Annotated in this window: 18 protein-coding genes; 13 read left to right on the plus strand and 5 right to left on the minus strand. The window is 41.5% G+C overall.

All coding sequences use genetic code 11. From position 1 onward, the window contains the following. Positions 1 to 42: 42 nt before the first annotated feature. Entirely contained in the window at positions 43 to 2667 is a 2625-nt protein-coding gene (locus tag L0P88_RS02705) for a valine--tRNA ligase (RefSeq protein ID WP_247133103.1), read from the minus strand. A gap of 197 nt (positions 2668 to 2864) precedes the next feature. Between L0P88_RS02705 and L0P88_RS02710 the strand changes: the two genes are divergently transcribed. Continuing rightward, complete coding sequence (locus L0P88_RS02710; RefSeq protein WP_247133104.1) at positions 2865 to 3251, plus strand: DUF1573 domain-containing protein; 387 nt, start codon at positions 2865 to 2867, stop codon at positions 3249 to 3251. A gap of 42 nt (positions 3252 to 3293) precedes the next feature. Here the strand turns inward: L0P88_RS02710 and L0P88_RS02715 are convergent, their stop codons facing one another. Beyond that, entirely contained in the window at positions 3294 to 4646 is a 1353-nt protein-coding gene (locus L0P88_RS02715) for an aspartyl protease family protein (protein ID WP_247133105.1), read from the minus strand. A 150-nt stretch (positions 4647 to 4796) separates the two neighbouring features. On the opposite strand from L0P88_RS02715, the gene L0P88_RS02720 reads away from it, so the two are divergent. The 9 genes from L0P88_RS02720 to L0P88_RS02760 all read left to right on the plus strand — a co-directional run bounded on the left by L0P88_RS02720 (position 4797) and on the right by L0P88_RS02760 (position 13567). After that, a complete protein-coding gene (locus L0P88_RS02720; protein WP_247133106.1) occupies positions 4797 to 5996 on the plus strand; it encodes a pyridoxal phosphate-dependent aminotransferase in 1200 nt (399 codons plus the stop codon). Beyond that, positions 5986 to 7002, plus strand: a complete 1017-nt coding sequence (gene murB / locus L0P88_RS02725) for a UDP-N-acetylmuramate dehydrogenase (RefSeq protein WP_247133107.1) — start codon at positions 5986 to 5988, stop codon at positions 7000 to 7002. Before L0P88_RS02720 ends, murB begins: the two co-directional genes overlap by 11 nt. 191 nt (positions 7003 to 7193) lie before the next feature. Next, a complete protein-coding gene (locus tag L0P88_RS02730) occupies positions 7194 to 7757 on the plus strand; it encodes an RNA polymerase sigma factor (protein WP_247133108.1) in 564 nt (187 codons plus the stop codon). Further along, on the plus strand, positions 7754 to 8512 hold the full coding sequence (locus tag L0P88_RS02735; RefSeq protein WP_247133109.1) for an anti-sigma factor domain-containing protein: 759 nt from the start codon (positions 7754 to 7756) through the stop codon (positions 8510 to 8512). Before L0P88_RS02730 ends, L0P88_RS02735 begins: the two co-directional genes overlap by 4 nt. A gap of 69 nt (positions 8513 to 8581) precedes the next feature. Then, a complete protein-coding gene (locus L0P88_RS02740) occupies positions 8582 to 8788 on the plus strand; it encodes a membrane or secreted protein (protein ID WP_247133110.1) in 207 nt (68 codons plus the stop codon). A gap of 26 nt (positions 8789 to 8814) precedes the next feature. Then, a complete protein-coding gene (locus L0P88_RS02745) occupies positions 8815 to 9390 on the plus strand; it encodes an RNA polymerase sigma factor (protein ID WP_247133111.1) in 576 nt (191 codons plus the stop codon). Between the two features lie 43 nt (positions 9391 to 9433). After that, the gene (lipA, locus tag L0P88_RS02750; RefSeq protein ID WP_247133112.1) at positions 9434 to 10312 is read left to right on the plus strand and encodes a lipoyl synthase; all 879 of its coding nucleotides are present in this window, start codon (positions 9434 to 9436) and stop codon (positions 10310 to 10312) included. A 25-nt stretch (positions 10313 to 10337) separates the two neighbouring features. Beyond that, positions 10338 to 11348, plus strand: coding sequence for a type I glyceraldehyde-3-phosphate dehydrogenase (gene gap, locus L0P88_RS02755; RefSeq protein ID WP_247133113.1), 1011 nt, complete (start codon positions 10338 to 10340; stop codon positions 11346 to 11348). Continuing rightward, positions 11348 to 13567, plus strand: a complete 2220-nt coding sequence (locus L0P88_RS02760) for an ATP-binding protein (RefSeq protein WP_247133114.1) — start codon at positions 11348 to 11350, stop codon at positions 13565 to 13567. Before gap ends, L0P88_RS02760 begins: the two co-directional genes overlap by 1 nt. Here L0P88_RS02760 and lpxK read toward each other — a convergent pair. After that, positions 13551 to 14540, minus strand: a complete 990-nt coding sequence (gene lpxK / locus L0P88_RS02765; RefSeq protein WP_247133115.1) for a tetraacyldisaccharide 4'-kinase — start codon at positions 14538 to 14540, stop codon at positions 13551 to 13553. The genes L0P88_RS02760 and lpxK overlap by 17 nt on opposite strands. 63 nt (positions 14541 to 14603) lie before the next feature. Here lpxK and L0P88_RS02770 point away from each other — a divergent pair, with 63 nt between their 5' ends. From L0P88_RS02770 to L0P88_RS02780, 3 genes are all read left to right on the plus strand, one after another. After that, positions 14604 to 15698: a Nif3-like dinuclear metal center hexameric protein gene (locus L0P88_RS02770; RefSeq protein ID WP_247133116.1), complete on the plus strand. Its 1095-nt coding sequence runs from the start codon at positions 14604 to 14606 to the stop codon at positions 15696 to 15698. 3 nt (positions 15699 to 15701) lie between these two features. Next, positions 15702 to 16484 (plus strand): zinc ribbon domain-containing protein, encoded by a 783-nt coding sequence (locus tag L0P88_RS02775; protein ID WP_247133117.1) that lies wholly within the window; start codon positions 15702 to 15704, stop codon positions 16482 to 16484. 70 nt (positions 16485 to 16554) lie between these two features. Continuing rightward, on the plus strand, positions 16555 to 16947 hold the full coding sequence (locus L0P88_RS02780; RefSeq protein ID WP_247133118.1) for a DUF4174 domain-containing protein: 393 nt from the start codon (positions 16555 to 16557) through the stop codon (positions 16945 to 16947). Here the strand turns inward: L0P88_RS02780 and L0P88_RS02785 are convergent. Then, positions 16944 to 18287, minus strand: coding sequence for an FAD-dependent oxidoreductase (locus tag L0P88_RS02785; protein ID WP_247133119.1), 1344 nt, complete (start codon positions 18285 to 18287; stop codon positions 16944 to 16946). The two genes, L0P88_RS02780 and L0P88_RS02785, sit on opposite strands and share 4 nt — an antisense overlap. A 258-nt stretch (positions 18288 to 18545) precedes the next feature. Beyond that, positions 18546 to 19094 (minus strand): ClpP family protease, encoded by a 549-nt coding sequence (locus tag L0P88_RS02790; protein WP_247133120.1) that lies wholly within the window; start codon positions 19092 to 19094, stop codon positions 18546 to 18548. Between the last annotated feature and the right edge of the window lie 267 nt (positions 19095 to 19361).

Below are 19361 nucleotides of genomic sequence, written 5' to 3' on the forward strand. Positions count from 1 at the left end.
TGACCGTTTTTGGACGTATTTGCCCCTAACCTTTTGGTTGGCTCAAGATAAACTTGCCAAACTCTTCTCCAAAGTGCTTATTTTGGCCGTAGCATCGGCGGCTTTTTTACGTTCCAGTTCCACCACTTGTGGAGGGGCGTTGTCCACAAAACGCTTATTGGAAAGCTTTTTTTGAACCGATTGTAAAAATCCACGGGTATACTTAAGCTCTTCATTGATCTTTTGAATCTCCGCTTCTACATCAATGGCCCCGGAAATGGGTATGAAGTACTCGTTACTTCTTACCCGAAAGCTCAAAGCACCATCCACAGTGTGGCCCACAGTTTCAATTTCTTCAATATTTCCCAGTTTTCTAACGATGGCATCCAGTTTTCCGGAAGTATCCGAAGTTGTCAGTTCCATCAATTTCAGGGCATCTTTATTGGGAATATTTTTTTCCTTGCGAATGGTTCGTATACCTACGATTACTTCTTTGGCATAATCAAATTGTTCAATGATCTTTTTATCGGATTCGAGTTTCTTTGGCCAATCCGCAATACAAAGGGCCTCTTCAACACTGCGCTCCTTCATATGTTGCCATACTTCTTCCGTCAAAAATGGCATGAATGGGTGCAACAACTTTAGGTTCTGCTCAAAAAGTGCAATGACCATGTCCAGGGTCTTCCTATCAATAGGCTGTTGGTAGGCTGGTTTAACAATTTCCAATAGCCAAGAGCAGAAATCCTCCCAAACAAGTTTGTACATGGACATTAGGGCATCTGAAATACGATACTTGCCAAAATGGTCTTCAACTTCGGCCAATACTTGCTGAAAACGTGCGGTATACCACTTCAAACCTATTTTAGCTGCCTGGGGCTGGTCCATATCGGCCACTTCCCACCCTTTGACCAATCTGAAGGCATTCCAGATTTTATTGGCGAAATTGGCCCCTTGCTGGCAAAGATTTTCATCAAATAACAAATCATTACCTGCGGCAGAACTCAACAAAAGTCCTACACGAACACCATCTGCACCAAAATTTTCAATCAATTGTAGGGCATCTGGTGAATTTCCCAAGGATTTGGACATTTTTCGGCGTTGTTTGTCCCTGACCAATCCCGTTAAATAGACATTTTCATACGGGCGTTCCCCTCTAAATTCGTATCCTGCCACAATCATTCGCGCTACCCAGAAAAACAGGATATCCGGGGCAGTGACCAAATCATTGGTAGGATAGTAGTAATTCACTTCGGGATTGTCCGGTTCCAAAATGCCCCCAAAAACACTGATAGGCCACAACCACGATGAAAACCAAGTATCCAGGACGTCCGGGTCCTGTTTCAAATCGGATTCCTGGATATCCGGTCTTTTGGATTTGGCAAGCTCAAAAGCCCGCGCCTTTGTCTCCGCAACGACAAAATCGTTTTGTCCATCGCCATAATAATAGGCTGGAATCTGCTGTCCCCACCATAACTGACGGGAGATGTTCCAATCCCTAATGTTCTCCATCCAGTGACGATAGGTGTTTTTAAATTTATCGGGGAAGAGTTTAACCTCGCCAGTTTCCATCACAGCTTTCAAGGCAGGCTTGGCCAAATCTTCCATCTTCAAAAACCATTGATCGGAAAGTCGAGGTTCTATAACCGCTTTTGTTCGTTCAGAAGTGCCCACCTTATTGGTATACGGCTCAGTTTTGACCAAAAAGCCCTTTTCTTCCAATTCTTTGGTAATTTCTTTTCGGACCACAAATCGATCTTTACCTTCATAATGCAGCCCATAGGAATTTAAAGTGGCGTCATCATTAAAGATATCTATGATTTCCAGGCCATGTTTCTCGCCAAGATTCTTATCGTTTTCATCATGGGCAGGAGTAACTTTTAAACAGCCCGTTCCAAATTCCAAGTCAACGTATTCATCCGTGATGATTGGAATTACACGATTGCAAATGGGCACAATGGCGTTTTTGCCTTTAAGGTGATGGTATCTCTCGTCATTGGGATGGATACAAATGGCCGTATCCCCCAAAATGGTTTCCGGCCGGGTGGTCGCAATGGTTACTTTTTGGTCCGAGCCTTCAATAGGATAGGTGATGTAATACAGATGCCCTTGCCGTTCCTCATAAATGACCTCTTCATCCGAAAGGGTGGTTTTTGCTTCGGGATCCCAGTTGACCATTCGATTTCCCTTGTAAATCAGATCTTTATTGTACAAATCCACAAAAACCTTGATGACGGAGGCCGACATGTCGTCGTCCATTGTAAATTTTGTACGTTTCCAATCACAGGAAGCACCTAACTTTCGAAGTTGCTTTAAAATGACCCCTCCATATTGATCGGTCCAGTCCCAAGCATGCTTTATGAACGTTTCCCTTGAAATTTCGGCCTTGGAAATCCCTTCTTCCTTAAGTTTTGCAACTACCTTTGCTTCCGTAGCTATGGAAGCATGGTCCATACCAGGTACCCAACAGGCATTCTTTCCTTCCAATCGGGCTTTCCGTATTAAAACATCTTGAATGGTATTGTTCAACATGTGCCCCATATGGAGTACCCCGGTAACATTGGGAGGGGGAATTACAATGGTGTAGGGTTCCCTATCATCCGGTTTTGAGGTGAAAAAATCGTTTTTTTCCCAGTATTGGCACCAATGTTCCTCAACTTTTTTGGGCTCGTATTTGGATGGTATCTCCATATAGTGGTATGGTTTTTGTCAAAACAAGAAAGGATTGGTATATTTTCGAAAGCCATTGATTCATATTGTATTAAGCTTTCATGAATTACCAACCCAATGAATACGAAACAAAAATAAGTAACGTTATTACATTACAAAAAGAATTTTGGATCTAGGTTGAAATGACCTACTTTTGAACTTACCCAAATACTAAAAAAATGAAAAGAGGAATACTTTTATTGTTTGTAGGGCTCTTTACCTTAAGCCTTAGTGCCCAAGAAAAGACAGCGAAGATTGAATTCAAGAACGAAACCATTGACTACGGCGAAATTGAAAAAGGAAGTGATGGTGTCCGCGTGTTTGAATTTACCAACAACGGTGATGCCCCGTTGGTCATTAGCGATGTGAAGTCCAGCTGTGGATGTACCATTCCCAAAAAACCCGAAGAACCTATTATGCCAGGAAAAACCGGGGAGATTCAAGTTAAATATGATACCAATCGTGTAGGCCCCATCCGCAAAGCGATAACCGTAATTTCCAACGCGGATACGCCAACAAAAGTTTTAAAAATAAAAGGGACCGTTAAATCCGAAGGGGCGAAATAGTTTCCTTAACAAATTGACTTTAAAAAAGCCTTGATTTGATTATCAGGGCTTTTTTGTTTTGAACAGATCTTTCAATACAAAGGAGTAAAGAATATCCCTATTGTAACGTTCAATAAGTACACGTACCCTTTTTCCTTCCCGTTGGTTCAACATTTGCAGTATTTCCTGGAGCTTATAGTTGTGTATTCTTTTACCGTTTACGGCCAAAATAACATCACCTTCCTTTAATCCCGCTTCCGCCGCAGGACTCCCTGCGCGAATACTGGAGACCACGATTTCGGGAACCAGGCTTAATCGTGTGCTGTTTCCAAGAATGATCTGTACGTTTCCAAGTGAATTCTTACTATGTTCGGTTTTGACCACACCCCTGGGATCGGTAATACTTTCCGAGATATAACGTACGCCATTATGCTGGAGGTCTATCCCTGCCAGATTGTACTGAAAAGGCGCATTGAAATTGGAATTTTTGCTCAGGGACAACTTATTGTTGGGATAATCAAATATAATGTTGAAGCGCTTTAGGACCTCTCCACCAACACTACCGTTTCTGTTCCCTAAATTCTTAATGGCATAAAAAGACTCCTTATAAGGGAAGGCCACCTTGGCTTCATTGAACTGAAAGCTACCAATACGCATACCTTTAAGTTTGGTACGCTTTCCAAAAATATTACCATTTAATCCCTTGCCCAGAAAATCCTCATAATTCTGATTGGGAATTTCCAACCCTTTTTCGGGATCATGGAACAACCAAAGGGCATCACTACTTCCGGTGTCCACCAATAATTTTACAGGTATTTCGGTATCATCCTCACGTGTTATTGCGCCATCTACAAATGCTTTTTTTCCATCTACTATCAATGGGATGGTTTCAATTTTTTTGGAGTCCTTGTATTGGTAATCCTCAGGATTGTACAACTTCAAATGTCGTTTTGCATAATTGACCTCAACCACGAAATCCTTAAAAACATCGTACCCAATAATACCGTGGATGGGAATGCCCAATGAGGTCGAAAAATTCAAATCCTTGTCAAGCACCACATAGAGCATTTGATTATGGGAGACGGCACCACCGACTTTAAACTTATTTCTAGTGGACTTAAGGGCTTCGATAGGTTCCCCATCACCCAAGCCCCTCAACAAGATTTGGGAAACTTGGTTGACCTGTATGGAATCTTGGGAGGTAAGGTTGAAAAGAATGGGACTGCTGACCCCCGTATCCAAAATGAATTTCAGTTTTGAACCGTTCAATTCCACTGGGACCACCATCAGGTTATTGATCAATTCAAACTTTACTTTTTCAAACTTTTTTTTGTTCGTGATATGGAAACGTTGGCCAAAACCAAACGAGGAAATCGCAAGGGCAAGAAGGAGCAAATATCGTATCTGTTTATTCAAACTGTTAGTTTAGAGATGATTGACTTTCTTAAAGATAGTGAATAATTCGTGTGAATCCCATCAGTTTAACATTCGCTTTAGAGGTAGATTACCCATTGGTTGGGTTGTTTTCTATGGCTACTTTCACCATTTTTGTCAAAAATAGTTTCCATGCCAAAGATTTCCTCGAAAGGTCAAAACATGCCCGCATCGCCCATAAGAAAGCTGGTTCCCTATGCTGAAGCAGCCAAAAAAAGGGGCATTAAGGTAATCCATTTAAACATTGGACAACCGGACATCAAAACCCCAAGAGCAGCCTTGGACGCGGTTAAGAATATGGATATAGAGGTATTGGCCTATAGCCGTACGGAGGGTTCGGAAGCATACCGTGATAAAATTGCCGACTATTATGCCAAACACGGAATCCACATATCCGCTTCCGAAATTATTGTGACCACAGGTGGTTCAGAAGCACTGTCCTTTACCATGGGAACCATTTTGGACAATGGGGATGAAATCATAATTCCAGAACCTTTCTACGCCAATTATAATGGTTTTGCCCAGGCAAATGGGGTGAATGTAGTTCCCATCGCTTCTTCAATAGCATCCAATTTTGCGCTTCCGCCCATTTCAGAATTCGAAAAGAGTATTACGCCACGCACCAAGGCCATTCTAATTTGTAATCCAGGAAATCCAACGGGATATCTTTATACCCATCATGAAATAGCACAATTGGCTAAATTGGTCAAAAAACATGATTTGTTTTTGGTTGCCGACGAAGTATATCGGGAATTCGCTTATGATGATAAACAGCACCATTCCATACTTAGGGAACCAGGATTGGAACAACATGCCATAGTGGTGGATTCCGTCTCAAAAAGGTATAGCATGTGTGGGGCACGTATTGGTTGTGTCGTTTCAAAAAATCCATCGGTCATTGAATCCGTGCTGAAGTTTGCCCAAGCAAGACTGTCCCCTCCCACCCTGGCACAAATTGCCAGTGAGGCCGCCTTGGGCACCCCCCAGTCCTATTTCGATGAGGTAAAACAGGAATACGTTTCCAGAAGGGATGTCCTGGTCTCCGAACTGGAAAAGATAGCTGGCATAAAAATAGCCAGGCCCAGCGGTGCCTTTTACTGTGTTGCCGAGCTTCCCATAGCGGATGCCGACCATTTTGCCCAATGGCTTCTGGAAGAATTTGAAATTGAGGGGGAAACCGTCATGGTGGCCCCGGCCGGAGGTTTTTATGCTACCCCGGAACTTGGAAAAAATCAGATTAGAATTGCCTACGTATTGAAAAACGAAGTCCTAAAACGTGCTGTACATATTCTTAAGGAAGGCTTGAAACAATACGCTGAAAGTGGAAATTAAAGACAATATTTCACTTAAACCCTACAATACTTTTGGTATTGATGTTATTGCCAAACATTTTGTGGAAGTCACTGGTTTGGCACAACTTCAAAGACTTCTGCAACTTTCTGCCTATCCCGACAAATTTATCATTAGCGGTGGTAGCAATATGTTGCTCACCAAGGACATTGAGGCACTTGTCATGCATATCAATCTTAAAGGGATACGTATTGTTGAAGAGGACCAGGAAACGGTAACCATAAAAATAATGGCAGGCGAAAATTGGCACGATCTGGTCCTTTGGACCTTGGACCATGACTATGGAGGCCTGGAAAACCTGTCATTGATTCCGGGCAATACGGGTACCGCACCAATCCAGAACATAGGCGCTTATGGCGTGGAATTAAAGGACGTGTTCGTAGGATGCGAGGCCATGAACGTTCAAAATCAGGAACTGCAGGCGTTTTCCAAAGAGGATTGCCAGTTTGGGTATCGCGATTCCATCTTTAAAAACAAGGCAAAAGGGAAGTACATCATTACTTCGGTCATGTTAAAATTGACCAAGGCAAATCATAAGTTGCATACCTTTTATGGTGCCATTGAGGATGAGCTTAAACAAATGAACGTAGTAACACCGACCATTAGGGACATTTCCAACGCAGTGGTTTCCATACGCAGCAAAAAGCTTCCAGATCCCAAAGAAATAGGAAATAGTGGAAGTTTCTTCAAAAACCCTGTAGTTTCAAAAAAGACCTTTGAAAAGCTTCAAAAAAAACATCCAAATGTCCCATTCTATAAAATGGATGACGACACCTACAAAATCCCTACAGGTTGGCTCATTGAGCAATGTGGATTTAAAGGAAAACGCTTTGGTGACGCAGGAGTTCATGAAAAACAGGCTTTGGTATTGGTAAACTATGGAAATGCCAGAGGAGTGGAAATTCTGGAGCTGGCCGAAAAAGTTCAAAAAACCGTGGCAACAAAATTTGGTATACGGTTATTTCCAGAAGTGAATATCATAAAATAACCCCGGTCTCAAAGTTGAAAACCGGGGTTATACCAAACCAAACTAACCAAACTTATTTATGTTGTAAACTTAACTTCAATCTTGAAGGCTTCCGTTATAATCAATTTTATACTTTAGCGTTATTGGATATACGGACAAAATGATGATTTGGATTTTTCCAATAACATTTTCCCTGGACTGACATCCAAATTATGAGCACACTACTTGAAAAACATATTGTGGAATTACTGCAGGAACGGAATGAAAAGGCCATTTCCCTGCTCTATGACAATTATGCGGACACCCTTTATGGAGTTGCCTATAAAGTGGTAAAGGACGAAGATTTGGCACAGGATGTAGTTCAGGAAAGCTTTGTAAAGATTTGGAAAAAGTCGGATTCGTATGATTCCACCAAGGCCAAATTGTTCACATGGCTATTTCGAATCACCAGAAATACGGCGATTGATAAATTAAGAAGCATCAACACAAAATCCGATAAGGAAATCCAAATGGATGTTTCTGACGTATATAATCTAGGTGAGCAGAGCATTAGGCCAGAGTTTATAGACGTAAAGAAAAACTTGGGCAGGCTGGAACCTAAATATAGGATTGTCCTGGAGGCCCTTTTTTTTGAGGGTATGACCCAACAAGAGGCCAGTGACGAGTTGGACATTCCTTTGGGGACCATAAAATCGAGACTTAAGATAGGACTTCGCGAAATGCGAAAGATTTATGGAACGATTGCGCTACTGCTGGCTTTAAATTTAATGGTATGAAGGAAAAAATACGCATATTTTTAGATAGTGACCTTTTGGAGAAATATCTACTTGGGGACACTTCCACGGAGGAAACACTTCAGGTGGAGCGTTACATAGCCATGTATCCCGAGGTCCGGGATTCCTATAATGAGTTGCAGGAAAACTTGGAATCTTTTGCAAAATTGCACGCCCTAAAGGCCCCTGAGGGCCTAAAAGAGCTTATTTTAGGTAAAATACGTCAAGAAAAACGCAAGGGCAGTAAGTTTTATAGATATGCCATCGCCGCAAGTATCGCTGCATTGATTTTTGCCGGTTCGTCCTATTTCTTCTATAACCAAAATCTGGACCTTCAGGAGAGAAACTCCATTGTGAACAATAAAATAAAGGATTTGGAGATGGATATGAAGGTGCAGTTGGAGGACTTAAGAAACCAATATATTGTGCTCAACAACCCCAATACCAAAAAGTTTACGGTCAATGGGAACAAAAAAGCAAAGGAATTAAAGGCAATAACCTACATAAATCCCGTAAAAAAGCTTTCCTATATCAATGTTAGCAATTTACCGCAACTGCCAGAGGATCAATGCTTCCAAATGTGGGCCGAGGTGAACGGGGAGTTGGTCAACCTTGGGGTTATCAAAAACTTTGAGAACAAGGAAAAGTTATTGGCACTTCCCTATGCGGATAAAGCTATTGGATATATAACCATTGAACCCAAGGGCGGTAACGACACCCCTACTGTTAAAAATATTGTGGCCAATATCACGTATTGATAGGCTAAAGAAGTCTTAATTACCTACGCACTTCTTTGGTCGTTTTGTACCTTTGTCCAAATTTTAGCGATGAAATTAGTACTGCTTACCGTGGGGCTATTGGCCCTGGCATTTTCTGGGATAGCTATAAAGATATGGTCAAAAAGGGACGGAAGGTTCGCGGGTACCTGTGCGAGCCAAAGCCCTTTCCTTAACAAAGAAGGGGAAGCATGCGGTTTTTGCGGAAAGCTTCCAGACGAACAGGACTGCAAAAAGGACACAGTCGTTCAAAACTAAAATCTTGGATGTAAGTCACAATTCATTTGAACAAACCGGTTGATTTACTAGAAACCATTGCCAAGGCAAAATCGGGCAACCAGATTGCCTTTAGCCAACTTTTGGACCGCTTTTGGAACGATGTTTATGGATTTCAGTTATTGAGGACCAAAAACGAAAATGATGCCGAGGATATTTCAATACAGACCTTTGCCAAGGCCTTTGATAAGATACATACCTATGACGATACCTATGAATTCAGCACTTGGCTCATTACCATTTCAAAAAACATTCATGTCGATTTAATCCGAAAAAGAAAGAGAAATATTCTGGATGGCAAGGAATTGCATAAATCTGAAGAAATCAATTCGGTTCTGGATGAAACCCCTACTGTGGAAGATGCATTGATCATAGAGCAAAATTTAGCCTCCCTGCTCTCGGACATCAAAAAGTTAAAGCCCAACTACCAAAAGGTCATTAACCTGCGTTATTTCAATGAAATGACCTATGCGGAAATCGCCAATGAACTGGGAGAGCCCATAAACAATGTTAAAGTAAAGCTTTTAAGGGCCAAGAAACTCCTGGCGGCCATCATCGCCAATAAGAAGCATCGGGAAAACTGACCTAAGAATACCATTTTGTATATTTGTAAGCTAAAAAAATGTTATGTCTCAAGCCGTAGCCGAACATGTTATTCCCCAGAGTAAAAGCAAGCCAAAATGGCTAAGGGTAAAGCTTCCAACAGGTAAAAAATATACCCAGTTGAGGGGTTTGGTGGATAAATATGACCTCCATACCATATGCACTTCGGGCAGTTGTCCCAACATGGGCGAATGCTGGGGTGAGGGTACGGCCACTTTTATGATTCTGGGGAACATCTGTACGCGTTCCTGTGGTTTTTGTGGGGTAAAGACGGGAAGACCGGAAAGTGTGGATTGGGAAGAACCGGAAAAAGTGGCCCGTTCCATAAAGATCATGCAAATTAAACATGCCGTACTTACCTCCGTGGACCGGGATGATCTTAAGGATATGGGTTCCATTATTTGGTCGGAGACGGTAAAAGCCGTCCGAAGGATGAACCCCGAAACCACACTGGAGACCTTAATTCCCGATTTCCAAGGAATAAAAACCCATTTAGATCGAATTTTGGACGTAGCACCAGAGGTGATTTCCCATAATATGGAAACGGTAAAACGATTGACCCGTGAAGTTCGCATCCAGGCAAAATATGAAAGAAGTCTTGATGTCCTCAAATACCTGAAGGAACACGGGGCAAAACGCACCAAATCCGGTATCATGCTGGGATTGGGGGAAATGGAGGAAGAGGTTCTGGAAACCATGGAAGATCTGCGAAAGGCAAATGTGGATATCGTCACAATAGGGCAATACCTTCAACCTTCAAAAAAGCACTTGCCCGTTAAAGAATTCATTCTTCCGGAGCAATTCCAAAAATATAGGGAAATTGGATTGAAAATGGGCTTTAGACACGTAGAAAGCGGTGCTTTGGTACGCTCTTCCTACAAAGCGCACAAACACATCCATTAATTTTTCCCATTCTCAATGACCGCCTATGAAGAAGGTCAACATTGGCATTAATGGTTTTGGAAGGATTGGCAGGACCTTATTCCGCCTTTTGGCAAATCATCCACAGATACAAGTTGTGGTCATTAATGACATTGCCGACGCCCATACGCTTTCCCACTTGCTGAAGTACGATAGCATCCATGGCATTTTTTCTTCGGAAATCAAGCCAGTGGGCAATTCCATTTTGTTCCAGGGAAACCCTATCCCCGTACTCAACGGTACCCACCCCAGGGAAATCCCCTGGTCCGATCATGATGTTGATATTGTTGTGGAGGCGTCCGGGAAATTTAAAACAAGGGAGGAGTTGGAATTTCATCTCAAGAACGGGGCAAAAAAGGTTATACTGTCCGTGCCGCCTTTGGACGATTCCATAAAAATGATCGTTTATGGCGTAAATGAGCACCTATTGGAATCGGAGGATTCCATAATTTCCAATGCTTCATGTACTACGAACAATGCCGCACCCATGATCAAAGTGATCAAAGAACTATGTGGTATTGATCAAGCGTATATCACCACTGTACATTCATACACCTCGGATCAGAGTTTACATGACCAACCGCATAAGGATTTACGCAGGGCCCGGGCGGCCAGTCAGTCCATAATACCCACCACCACCGGAGCGGCCAAGGCACTGACCAAAATATTTCCGGATTTATCCAATGTAATAGGAGGTTGTGGTATTCGGGTTCCCGTTCCCAATGGTTCGTTGACAGACATTACTTTCAATGTTCAAAGGGAAATCTCAATTTCGGAAATCAACCATGCTTTTAGCCAAATTTCACAAAGTGACCTAAAAAACGTACTTTTCTATTGTGAAGAACCCATAGTTTCCGTTGATATAAACAATAGTTGCTATTCTTGTACGTTTGATTCCCAGATGACTTCCGTAATTGGTAAAATGGTAAAAGTCATAGGATGGTACGACAATGAAACTGGATACTGTTCAAGATTAATTGATATAATATCATTGCTTATAAGGAACAAATACGTTTAATGTTGAAGCATTTTCACAAGACCAGTATTATCTCTGTGTATGTTTTCGTAATGCTTTTGTCCGCACCTTGGATAATGGCACAGGGAAGTATTGGTTCTAAGGACTCCTTGGAATACTATTATGGGCAAGCATTGACATTTAGGCATCAGAACAAGATTTCCATGGCCATGGAGGCTTTGGACAAAGCGGCAAAGCTATCTGAAGAAAAGGAGGACATTAAAGCCCTGTTGGACACTTTCCACAAAATGGCACTTCTTTACTTGGAATTGGACAATAGGGAAACCACCATTTTTTATTGGGACCGGGCAGGAGTTTTATTAAAGGATATCGAATATCCTTATGGCGAAGCGGTCCATAAGTTTATTGATGGTACACTCTTATATCGCTCCGGAAACAACTTCCAGGCATTGAGCCTTCTGGACGAAGCCAAAAAATTGACCAATGACAAGAATCTTCTCAACAATATGCTTCTTGCCGAAGCCAATATCTTTTTGAATATTGAAAAATTCGACAACGCCTCTACCAACTATTATGCGCTTTTGGTCAACTCGGATGAATTTGAAAGGGCATATCTGGCCACTCTGGCGAATTTAGGTCTCGCTACCATGTATGACAAACAGGGTAAATATGGCGACAGTGCCAAACATGCCGAATCTGCCCTACAATTGGCCCAACAGAACAGTTTCTTTCGAGAGGTTTTAACGGCCAATGATTTTCTTGCCCGGACTTATGAAAAAATAGGGGATTATGAAAAATCCCTCGGTTACAACAAAAACCTAACACAGATCAAGGATTCCCTATTCGGTATCGAAAAGGTAAAGTTGGAAGCAAAAACGGCCAATAAAATAAGGTTCGATCAACAATCCAAGACCATAGGCGACCTACAGGCAAAAAATGAGGAGCTCAGTGCTTCGGCCAACCGTTCGGAAATCACGGCAATCCTGACCTCTGCGTTTTTGACCATTATTTCCATTTTGGCAGTTTCCCTGTATAGAAACAATCAAATAAAACTCAAGACCAATGACCTCCTCCAAACCAAAAATACGGAGTTGGAGCAGGCCAGGGATGCAGCAGTATCCGCCATGGAAGCCAAAAGTAACTTTCTCTCCACCGTTACCCACGAGTTGAGAACGCCACTTTACGCAGTGACCGGCCTAACCCATCTTTTGTTGGATGAAAACCCCGCAGAACATCAAAAAGAGCACTTAAAATCCCTTAAGTTCTCCGGAGACTACCTGCTGAATTTCATCAACGACATATTGCAGATCAATAAAATCGACGCTGATAAACTGGAACCTTTGAATATTGAATTCAAACTTAAAAAAGTACTTACCGACGTTATTGACTCTTTACAGCAAAATGCCAAGGAAAATGATATTAAGGTAGTGCTGGATTATGACAATAATATCCCTTTAAACCTTTTGGGCGACCCCCTAAAGATTTCCCAGGTTTTCATGAATCTGGTCGGCAATGCACTAAAATTTACCAAAGGGGGGCAAGTGAGCGTCCTGGCAAGATTAAAGGAGAGAAGTGAGGACAATGCCACAATACATTTTGAAGTTTCCGATAACGGAATAGGCATATCCGAACAGCAGCAGAAAAACATTTTTGACAGTTTTGAACAGGGCTCCATACAAATAAATCGCGAATATGGGGGCACTGGTCTAGGACTGACCATTGTAAAAAGTCTTTTGGGGCTCTTTAAAAGTAGCATTCACTTAAAAAGTAAACTTGGCGAAGGAAGCACGTTTTATTTTGAATTGGATCTAAAAGTGGACGAGACCGCTTCCCTGGATGAGATTCCTTTTGAACTGACCGTTGAGGATTTTGAGTTTGAAGGATTACATATATTGGTTGTTGAGGACAACAAAATAAACCAGGTCATTACCAAGAAGATGTTGGCCAAAAAAGGAATTACCTGTGATATTGCCAACAATGGTAACGAAGCCATTGATGCGGCCAAGAACAACGAATATGCCTGTATCTTAATGGATATCCACATGCCGGGAATAAGTGGTACCGAGGCAACCGTTCAAATCAGGAAATTCAATCCGGATATTCCAATTATTGCGCTTACTGCAATTTCCATGGAAGACAGTTTGGACGAATTTTATGCTGCAGGTTGTAACGCCGTGGTGACCAAACCTTTTAAACCGGAAGTCTTTTATCAAAAAATAGGTGAAAACGTTTTTAAAACCAATCTTAGCGATAAAGTGTAAGCTCGGAATCTATGAGTTGCATGAGCCTTTTTTCCCCTTGATCAAGGAAATGATGTTCAATCCTAACAAAATATAGGTTTTCCATTTTTCCCTCCAATCTCGTATAGTCCTTTTCCGTGGTAACGATCAAACCCTTCTTGGACAACCTATCAATTTCCAAAGAACTAAAAGAATGGTGGTCATTAAATTCAAGATGTTCAAACACCAGATCGTTTTCCTTAAGGTGATTTACCAAAGGGTCGGGAGTTGCAATTCCGGTCACCAAAGTGAATTCCATATCCTTTAGATCACTAAGCTTAATACTTGATTCCTTGCCATAAAGTACAGGATCGTACCGTAGCGTAGCGAACAATATGGTTTGGTTTTTCCGCTTTTGCAATCGCGTTGCAAACCAGTCCATCTCTTTTTTGTCCAAAATATGGGGACATTTTGTCACAATGATCACCTCTGCCCTACCCGCTGCATATTTTGAATCCCTAAGACTTCCAGTTGGCAAATACCAATCCTTGAATATTGGGTTGGCATAGGTGGTCAAGAGGATGGAAAAAGTCGGGGTGACCCTACGATGCTGAAAAGCATCATCCAAAAGAACCAAATCCGGTTTTATAAGCTTTTCCAAAGATGCCATTCCATTGCACCTATTCCCATCAACCGCAACCGTTACATTAGGGAACTTTTTGTGTATTTGAAGAGGTTCGTCACCGATTGATTCAACCGTTGAATCCGCATTGGCCATTTGGAACCCTTTTGATTTTCGTTTATACCCCCTACTCAGGACCGCCAACCTTTTCGTATCCTGCAACCTTGAGATCAAAAACTCGATCATCGGGGTCTTTCCCGTGCCACCAACACTTAGGTTCCCCACACACAAAGTTGGAGTACCAAATGATCGGGAGTTGAAAAAGTGGACATCATAAAGCCAATTTCTAACACGGACCACACTGCCATAAATGAGTGAAATAGGCCAAGCCATTTTGCGCAAAAACCACATCCAGCGAAAATATAATATTTTATCTTAGGACATTAAAACAGATATATGACAGTAGCAGAGGTGGGAAAGCTGTTGGACACATTGGCTCCCTTACATTATGCGGAGGATTTTGACAATGTTGGGTTATTGGTAGGAAATCCGGATTCGAAAATTACCGGGATTTTAGTGACTTTGGACACCTTGGAAGAAGTAATTGATGAGGCGCTACAGAACAATTGCAACCTCGTGGTCAGTTTTCATCCCATTATTTTTGGAGGTTTAAAAAAGCTGGTGGGCAAAACCTATGTGGAACGGGTTGTCATAAAAGCCATAACCCACAATATAGCTATTTTCAGCCCCCATACCGCATTGGATAACAGTATCCTGGGCGTTAACCATAAAATATGTGAGGTTTTGGGCATTCAAAGCCCAAAAATCCTCATGCCCAAAAAAGGGACCATAAAAAAGTTGACCACTTATGTACCCAAGGATGCTGCGCCTACCCTAAGAAATGCGCTTTTTGCAGCTGGCGCCGGCAACATCGGAAATTATAGCAATTGTAGCTTTAGCACCGAAGGAATAGGGAGTTTCAATCCCGGGGCGAATAGTAATCCCACAATTGGCAGTAAAGGGAATACCCATTTTGAGGAAGAAATACAGGTAAACATCACTTTTGGATCCGCTATGGAACAAAATGTATTGGATGCCCTCTTTAAAAATCACCCTTACGAAGAAGTGGCCTATGAAGTCTCAACCTTGGATAATGGCAATCAGAATATCGGTATGGGAATGATAGGCTCTTTACAGAAACCCATGGAAGAAGAGGACTTTTTACGATCCGTAAAGGCAAAAATGGGTACACCCGTAGTGAAACATAGTAAGTTACTGGGTAAAAAGATAAAAAAGGTGGCCGTCTTGGGAGGTAGTGGAGCGTTTGCCATAAAAGCGGCCAAAAACGCTGGCGCCGATATGTACATTACTTCGGACATAAAATACCATCAATTTTTTGAAGCAGAAGACCAATTGGTCATTGCCGATATTGGACACTTTGAAACAGAGCAGTTTACAAAAAATCTTTTGGTCGATTTTCTTAAGGAAAAAATTCCTAATTTTGCCGTCACTTTATCGGAAAGTATTACTAATCCCATCAAGTATTTTTAATTTATGGCTACAAAGAAAGAAATAACCGTGGAAGAAAAATTAAGGGCGTTGTATGACCTTCAATTAATAGATTCCAGGGTTGACGAGATACGAAATGTAAGGGGTGAACTTCCCTTGGAAGTTGAGGATTTGGAAGACGAAGTATTGGGACTTAAGACTCGTATAGACAAATTGAAGTCAGATGTAGAGACCATAAACTTTGAAATCACTGCCAAAAAGAATCTTATTGAGGAGTCCAAGGCGTTAATTAAAAAATACAACGAGCAGCAAAAAAATGTCCGTAACAGCAGGGAATTCAATTCCTTGAGCAAAGAGGTGGAATTTCAGGAATTGGAAATCCAACTGGCGGAAAAACACATAAAAGAGTTCAAAGGACAAATAGAACAGAAAAAAGAGGTGATTTCCCAAACCAAGGGAAACCTTACGGAAAGGGAAACGCACCTAAAACACAAAAAAGGGGAGTTGGACGCCATTATGTCCGAAACGGAAAAGGAAGAGTCCGCACTATTGAAAAAATCTGAGGAATTCGAGGAAAAAATTGAGGAGAGATTGGTGAAGGCCTATAAGAGAATACGAAGCAGTGTTAAAAACGGTTTGGCCGTAGTACCCGTGGAAAGGGGAGCTTCTGGTGGTTCGTTCTTTACCATTCCCCCACAAGTCCAGGTTGAAATTGCTTCCCGAAAAAAAATCATCACGGATGAACACAGTGGTAGAATCCTGGTGGATCCCACCCTTGCGGAGGAAGAGTCTGAAAAAATGAAGAAAATTTTTTCGTCAATTAGCTAAAAACAACTGAACTCATTTAAAAAATTCCAAGCCATCAGAATTCTGATGGCTTTTTTTATATCTTCCTTGAATGAAATACCTATGGATTTTTCTGTTCTTGTCCATTGGGCTCCTCCAAGCCCAAAATCTGGATAAGTACCTTTGGAAAAACAGGGTTATCCTTCTTTTTGAAAGTAATCGGCACAAATCAGATTACCAAGAACAACTGGAGGTATTACAATTGGAGTCCGAGGAATTGTTGGAGCGTGATATTGTTACAGTTACCCCTAAAAATGGGGAAAAACCCCTGTTTTTGGAAAACCTGGGTTTGGAGAATGACTTTTATGGACTTGTACTGCTCGGAAAGGACGGAGGAATAAAACTCAAGGAAGAATTTGTGGTAAAACCCCAAATTATATTCCGCTTGATCGATGCCATGCCCATGCGCAGGGCGGAAATGCGAAAAAAGAATAGGCCCAATTAATATCCCAATAGCTGCAACATGCGTTGTTCCACCTGATCGGAATCCCATATTTTTTGAATGCTGGGCATCTGCATTATTTCCTGCATTATATGCTCTTGGTGATCCCCAATGGCCAAAGCCTCCGTGTATGGCCTATCCGAAAAAGTAACCCTGCTATAAACAGGAATCCATTTGTCCGGATGTTTTTGGGCAAAGCGCTTTTCAATCTTTTTTTGGAGCATAAAATTCAAATCTGCAGTCTTACTGCTCATTTCAACAAAGTTGCGATAACTTAACTCTGCAATAGCATCCGCATTTGGTTTGCGCTCTTTTTGGTAGCGTTCAAAAATGGCTTCCCAATCATCCCCCAATTCCTCCATTAAATGGTTCAAAACACTGATATCTTCAAAACCCGCATTCATTCCCTGACCGTAAAATGGCACCACGGCATGGGCAGCGTCACCAACCAAAGCAACTTTGTCCCAATAGGTCCAAGGGTAGCATTTCATGGTAACCATGGCACTGGTAGGGTTCTTCATGAAACTTTTGGTCAAACCCTCAATTTCCTTCCGCACGTTGGGGAAGTACTTTTTAAAAAAAGCTTTTGCCTCACCTTTGGAAGTGATATTTTCAAAAGAAACCTCGCCTTCAAACGGCAGAAACAGTGTACAGGTAAAACTCCCATCAATATTGGGCATGGCAATAAGCATAAATTTACCTCGGGGCCATATATGAAAGGAGTTTTTATCCAACCTATGGGAGCCATCTTCATTTGGCGGAATGGTCAATTCCTTATAACCGACATCGATAAAATCCTGGGAATAATCAAATCGACTCCTCCGCTGCATCTTATGCCTGATCCTTGAAAAGGCACCATCACAACCGAAAACGATATCAAACTTGTATTCCTTCCACTTGCTTTTCTCGGATTTACCGGTATAAATCTTGGCTTCTGGAAGTTCAATGTCCCATACTTTTTCATTAAATCGAAAATCTACCCCAAATCCTTCGGCCAAATCGATCATTTTTCGGTTAAGCCTACCTCTTGAAATGGACCAAATTGCCTCATTTTCCTTACCGTATTTTTGAAAGTACAAGGGCGAATCATTAACATGTAGGGCCCTTTGATATAGCGGAATCGCAATCTTCTTTACCTCTTCTTCCAGACCTATTTCCGCCAACGCCTTCCAACCCCTATTACTCATAGCCAAATTTATGGAACGACCCGAAAACTGAACTGTTCTAATGTCCGGCCTTCTGTCAAATATGGTGACCTTATGGCCATGCTTTTTAAGGTAGATGGACAATAGGGAACCAACCAATCCTGAACCAATTATTGCTATGTTTTTGGGTGTCTGCATGCTAGAATCGGATAATTAAATTGCAAATGGTTAACACCCTAAATGTAATAACATTTTGAAGACATTGAAGATTATCAGGAATCAACCCTTTTTGGGAACTGGTCAAGAAAAAAGTGGTTTTACAAATTTTTAACCTTTTTAAGACATCTTAATGGGCCGGAATTGACGTAAATAAGTTATCATATCGCGAAAGCGTCCATATATAAAAAGTCCTTCACCCCACTAGCGAAGGACTTTTCCTTTTTATCTTGTGATGAACTACTCCAGAATACCGTCCACAATTCCATAATCCACGGACTCCTTGGCATCCATCCAATAATCGCGATCAAAATCCTTCATGACCTTTTCGAAGTCCTGACCACAATTATCGGCAAGGATTTTTGCTCCGATTTCCTTGGTTTTAATAATTTCCTTGGCTTGTATTTCAATATTGGAAGCTTGCCCCTGGGCTCCACCACTAGGTTGGTGAATCATTACCTTGGCATGGGGCTGGATGAACCGTCTTCCCTTTTCCCCCACCGAAAGTAATATGGATCCCATTGAAGCTGCCAAACCTGAGCAAATGGTGGATACCGGACTTTTAATCTGCTTTATGGTGTCATATATGGCAAAGCCCGAGGTAACATAGCCTCCAGGACTGTTAATGATCAATTGAATTTCTTTGGTATTTTGAAGGTCTAAATATAACAATCTATCAATCACATGCTTAGCAGAATCATCATTCACCATTCCCCATAAAAACACCTTCCTTTCCTCTAATAGTTTTTCCTGAATCTGTTCCTGTACTTTTCCTTTTTTAGAACTCATTTATATTGAATTTTCGAAGCATAAAAATAACCATTTTCCGTATGGCTTGAATCAAAAAAAAACCGTCTCCCAATTCAAAACCTTTTCCTACAATTCCTACAATTGCGAAATATTTGCCCGATCACCAACAAAACTTCCTGTTTTACAACAATTTACAAACATCGATAAAAGATGTTCGTTTATCTGTATGACAACTTTTAATCGATTAAAACAACACTAACAACGTAAAACTTTAAGGTCAGAATGGATTAAGGGTACTTTTGTAGG

It is taken from the genome of Muricauda sp. SCSIO 64092 (genome assembly GCF_023016285.1).
Taxonomy (GTDB): Bacteria; Bacteroidota; Bacteroidia; order Flavobacteriales; family Flavobacteriaceae; genus Croceivirga.